We start from the raw sequence: 5,488 nt of genomic DNA, 5'->3' as shown, positions 1-5,488 counted from the left end.
ACCTCCACGAGGGTGGCGGCGTCCACGGCGAGCTGCGGCCGGACGCGCCACGTGTCGGCCCGCTCCGCGAGGTGCCGCGTCGCACGCGCCACGTCGCGCAGCGCGCGCCGCACGTCCGTGCCCGTGAGGACCTGCCCGGGGGTGACCGGACCGGTGCCCGCACCCGGCTCGGCGCCCGCCCGGGCCGCTCGCTCGAGCCGGTCCGCGACCGCGAGGTCGATCACCTGGTCGCCCGTCCGCGCCACGGCGGGGACCCACGCCGTGATGCGCTCGCGCGGCGTGACCGCGGCCTCCGTGCCGTCGCGCCGACGGAGCGCGTCCAGGCGTCCGAGGCGTCCCGGGAGGCCGGGTCGCTCGGGTCGGCCCGGTCGGTCGGGTCGGCCGGGTCGGCCCGGCCGGTCGGGGCGGTCGGGAGGGCGGGGCGGCCCGCCGTCGGCGTCGACCTGCGTGAACCAGTCGGGCTCGTCGTCGTCCTGCGGCAGGGCCTGGAGGACGGGGTCGCGCACCGCGGCGAGGAGGCCGCGGCGGTCGCGTGCCGTGTAGACGTCCCGGAGGCGGTCCAGGTGCCGGCGGGCGGCGTCGTCGGCGGGCACGGGTCGCGCGCCCCCGCCGCGCGCGGGCCGGTCGGGACGCACCGCGCTGCCGGCCAGGTCCACGCCGACGAGCCGGAACGCGTAGGACCGCCCGTAGCGCAGCGCCGGCAGCGTGCCCCGCTCGGTCCTCGTGACGACGTGGACGCCGGTCGCGGGCTCGTCGGGCGGCTGCTCGAGGACGCGCTCCTCGCCCGACTCGTGCACGACGACGCGTCCGGGCCGGGGCGCGGAGAGGCTCCAGCCGTCCCACCCCGCCACGACCTCGTGGAGGTAGTACGGGTTCGCCTCGTCGCCCGGCACGCGGTTGAGCCCCGACTGCTGGAGGAACCCCGTGTCCGGCGCGTCCTTGAGGACCGGCACCGGGCCGGAGCCGTCGCCGGGGTCCGCCGTGACGTCGACCCGGCGGTGGTGGAGGCTGTGCCACTGCCGCGTGGCGTCGTCCCAGACCTCGAGCCGGACCCCGCGGACGAGGTCGTCGTAGAGCAGCTCCGGCCCGGCGGCACCGGGCCCGTCCACCGGCGCCGTGAGCCCCTCGGCCCGCGTCAGCCGGTCGCGCGTCGCGGCGACCCGGTCGGACCGCGCGATCGCGAACCCGGTCGCGCGCAGCGTGCCCGGTGCGGACGTGGCGGGGTCGCCGTTCACCTCCGACGCGACGGCGCGCGGCAGGTCACGCAGGTGCTGCTCGAGCTTGAGGCCGGAGGCGTCGGGGTCGAGGTCGAGCACCACGTAGGTCTCGTCCCCGAGCGGGACGGCGCCCCCGACCCAGGCGTCGGTCGACGCCGCGCGGAAGACGTCGCCGTCGACGACCACGCGCGTGCGCGGCGGGGCGAGCGACCGCACGTCGGCCCCGGCGGGTGGCACGAGCCGGACGGCGACCCAGGAGACGCCGTCGAGCGTCCTGCGGTCCGGCACGCGCAGGTCCACCGCGAGGCCGAGCCGGCGCAGCAGGGCGGGCGTCGAGCCGAACGACGCGACGCGCGCGTGGAAGTCGGGCTTGGGTGGCTCGGGCCGGGGCGGGTCCGCGCCGGGCAGCGGCTCACGCCGGTAGTCGGCGGCCGCCTCCGGCCGCTGGTAGTAGCGGCGGGTCGCGTGCGCGTCGACGAGCATCTGCAGCGCCGGGTCGTCGGTCCGCCCGCCGTCGGCGAGGATCCGGTCGAGCAGCGCCGTGACGCGGGCGTCGCCGAGCGTGTCGTCGAGCAGCACCTCGATCGCCGACGGACGGGTGAGGTCCTCGCGCGGGTAGGTGCGGTCCCGACCGCCGAAGGCGCCGAGCGTCGCCTGCGCCTCGGCGAGCCGGCGGCCCGCGAGCTCGGTCGCGCGGTCCGCCCGGTCACGTGCCATGGCCAGCAGCTCGCGCAGCCCGCGGTGCGCCTGCACGAGGTGCTGGAGCGTGCCCGCGAGCACGGGGCTGTCGACGACGCCGGGCCGGCCGGTCGGCGCGGCCGTCAGGGACATCATGTGCAGGTCGACGGCCTCGTCGCTCAGCCGGTGCGCCGGGAGGCTGTTCCAGGTCGCGTCCGACAGCACGGGGGCCGGGAAGCCCGCGACGGGCACGGTGGGCGGGACGGCCGCCCGCCAGGCCGCCGGGTCCACCGCGGGAACCACCTCGAGCGGGACCGGTGCCCCGCCGGCCGAGGTGAGCAGCTCGAAGCCGGAGCCCGCGACGACGGTCCCCCAGTCGGCGGCCGCCGGGAAGTCGGCGACCGTGGCGTCCGGCGCGTCGGGCACCAGCTTGTGCGTGAGGAAGACCGTCAGGTGCCGGTCGGCGTCGTCGGCGCGCGACCACGGCAGCGCGGTCACGAGGACGGTCGTGGTGGTCATGGGTCCTCCGGCTCGGTGCGGCGGCTCAGGCGGCGGGTGCGAAGGCCTCGCAGTAGGCGGACCAGTCGGCGTTCGCGCCGTCCGTCGGCGGGTAGATGTCCTCGAGCACGGGGTCGCCCTTGGACCCGGCGAGCCGGCGCTCGCACGAGACCTCGACGGAGGCCGAGAAGAAGAGCACCTCGACCTCGACGACGATCGACGCACGGCCGATGAGCTTGCCGCTGTCGAAGTCGTACTCGAGCGAGAGCTCGAGCGTGATGGAGGCGGAGATGAGGCCGAGGACGTCGACCTCGCCCCGGATCCGGAAGTAGGCCGTGAGCGACCCCTCCTCGCCCTCGAGCCGCAGGTACACGCCGACCGCGATCGACACGGAGCCCGAGGCCACGCCGAGGTCGATCGACAGCGACGCAGCCGCCTCGAGGCCCATCTCGAGCATGACCATGCCCTTGGGCGAGGCCCGCAGCGCGACCCAGCCGCCGCCGCCGATCATCATCACGGTGAGCCGGAACGGCGACTCCTTGGAGCAGAAGCCGAAGCCGACCGTGACGGCGTCGCCCAGGAACGGCACCCGGGCGTCCGCGCCGAGCGCGATGTTCTCGATGCTGAAGACCCCGACCGACACGTTCGGCAGGGCGAGGTCGAAGCCGGCCGTCACGCCCTCGGGCGAGACGTCGACGTACGGCGGGTCCGCGAAGCCGTCGAACGGGATCATCCGGCGGAGCGTGTCGATGAAGGCCAGCGCCCCGAGGAACTCCATGCCGCCGAAGACGACGTCGACCTCCGGCTTGCCGCCCGACGACACGCGGAAGCCGATGCGCTGGAAGGCGACCGCCATGAGGGGCTCGCCGGGCAGCAGCTGCAGGGCGAAGTCGACCAGCTCGGCCGTCACGTCGACGCTCGGCGGGCTCGTCGCGCTCGCGCGGACCTCGACGGCGAGGCGCAGGCCGCGCGGGTCGCGCGCGTCGAACACCGGCGCCCCGGCCGGCCAGCTCGCGATCCGGGGACGCCACTCGAACCGCGCCGTCACGGCCGACGAGGGGCTCAGCAGGTCCTCGACGAACGCGGCGAGCGCCTCGACGGTCTCCGCCGCACGCGCGAGGACCGCGAGGGCGCGTGCGGGGCGCTCGAGCGAGGCGCGCACGGCGGTCGGCAGCTGGGGTGCGCCGAGGACGGTCAGCAGGGCGTCCACGCGGTCGGCCGCGACCGCGAGCGCGTCGACGACCGCCTGGACGGCCGCCACGGGGTCCGCGGCGCCGGGCAGGTCGCCGATCGCGTCGACGACGGCGTCGAGCGCGGTGACGAGCGGACCCGTCGCCGCCTCCACCTGGGCCCGGGCCGCCTCGATGCCGGCACGCGCGCCGTCGTGCGCGGCGTTCGCCGCGTCGGAGACCAGGCGGGGGCCGACGTCGGCCGCGGCCGTCCGTAGCCGGTCCGCCTCGCTCACGATCGTGCTGATCGTGTCGAGCGCCTCGGTGACGAAGGCCGGTGCGTCGTCCAGCCCGACGCCGAGCGCGTCGAGCAGGTCCAGGAGCGAGAACAGCCCGAACAGCTTCGGCAGCGCGCCCTCGAGGAAGCGCTCGGGCGAGAAGGTCCCGGCCGCGAGGCCCGAGTCGGGGCCGGTGCCGTCCTCGCCGACGGCGCCCAGCGAGCGGGACAGCGCTCGCACCATGAGGTTCGGGCTGAGGAACCCGCCCGACCGGTCCGAGCCGCCGCTGAAGTCGACCGCGGGCGGCGCACCGTCGATCGCGAGGAAGACCTGCCCGGGGTTGCCCGCACCGAAGCCCCGGTCGTCGGCGGTGAGGTACGGCGCGGCGTACACGAGCGGGACCACGGCCGAGTGGGGTGCGAGGTGCCGCATCGACGGGACGACGCCGTCGACCCGTTGCAGGAACGGCCGGGACGTCGCGGCTACGGGGTCGACGACGCCGCTGAAGCGCAGGATGCTCGCCTCGACCTGGGTGTCCCCCGCCGTCGCCGACCGGGCCACCGCGACCGTCTGGCCCCGACCGTCGATCATCCGGACCGGGCCGTACTGCGTGTCGGCGAGGGCGGTGATGTCCTGCCCCTGCTGCTCGGCGAGGTCGACGGCGTCGACGGCGACGAACACGAGCGGGGCCGAGATGGTCACCGTGGCGCCGGCCTGGTCGACGCACACGAGGGTGAACGGGTACGGGACCCCGCCGGTGGTCGGCACGAACGGGGCCGAGAGGTTCGGCATGCTGTCGAGGTTCGGCGTGACGAGCGGCTCGACCGTCACGCGGCCGAACGGCGTGTCGTGGCCGGTGTACGTCCGGGTCGGCTCCCGCACGATGATGAACTCCCGGCGCCACAGGTACGCCGTGCCCTGGGACCGGTCGACGATGCGCCGTTCGGTCACCGTGACCCACACGGCGCGGTGCCCGAAGGGGAAGAGGAACCCGGGCTGGGTGATGCGCACGTAGGAGTCGCGTCCCATGACGGCCTGGTGCCGGTACGACTCGAGCAGCGGCATCAGCACAGGGTCCGGTGACGGCCGGGTGTCCTCGAGCTCCCAGGCGGCGCGCCAGTCGATCCACGCACCGAGGCTCGACAGCGCGAGCTGGCGGACCTCGAGCGGCTGCGGCGGCCCGGGCATCCGGGTGTCGGACGTCTGCCGGACGATCGACCTGCGCTGCGGCGGCAGGATCGACTGAGGGTTCAGCGCGGTCGGGTCGGCGGTCGCCGTCGCGTCGAGCGCGTCCATGTCGCGGCTCCACACGGCCCGGACGACGCGCTGCGCGTCGTCGGTGTCGTCGTGCCCCGTGAAGGTCCCGTCCTCGCCCGTGGCGCGCACGGTCAGGTGCGTCCGCCACAGCTCGGTGCGTGCGGCGTCGTCCGGTGCCGTGACCGGTGCGACGTCGTGCCGGAAGGCGCCGAGCACGCTCGGCGAGACGGTGACGCGGTAGGGCGCCTCGATCGCCGTCTCGGTGTCCGTGGGGGCGCGCGGGCCGCGCTGCGGGATCGGCGGCAGCCGGATCCCGCCGACCCGGCCGGGCACCACGCTGTCGAGGATGCGGCGCCGGCCCGCGACCCCCGTCGCGGCGGGTGTGCCGGGC

The 5,488-nt window shown here is 76.3% G+C and carries 2 protein-coding genes; both read right to left on the bottom strand.

All coding sequences use genetic code 11. The features are described from left to right. The coding region (locus tag ICW40_RS17645) for a hypothetical protein (RefSeq protein ID WP_221655314.1) at positions 1–2,414 on the bottom strand (2,414 nt) is incomplete at its 3' end. Between the two features lie 25 nt (positions 2,415–2,439). Further along, positions 2,440–5,488 (bottom strand): hypothetical protein (locus ICW40_RS17640; RefSeq protein ID WP_221655313.1); only part of this gene is annotated, 3,049 nt, incomplete at its 5' end.

Origin of the sequence: Actinotalea ferrariae (assembly GCF_019733465.1) — a bacterium.
Classification (GTDB): domain Bacteria; phylum Actinomycetota; class Actinomycetes; order Actinomycetales; family Cellulomonadaceae; genus Actinotalea; species Actinotalea ferrariae_A.
Note: the sequence above shows the minus strand (reverse complement) of the source record. Positions and strands in the feature narration are given on the sequence as shown.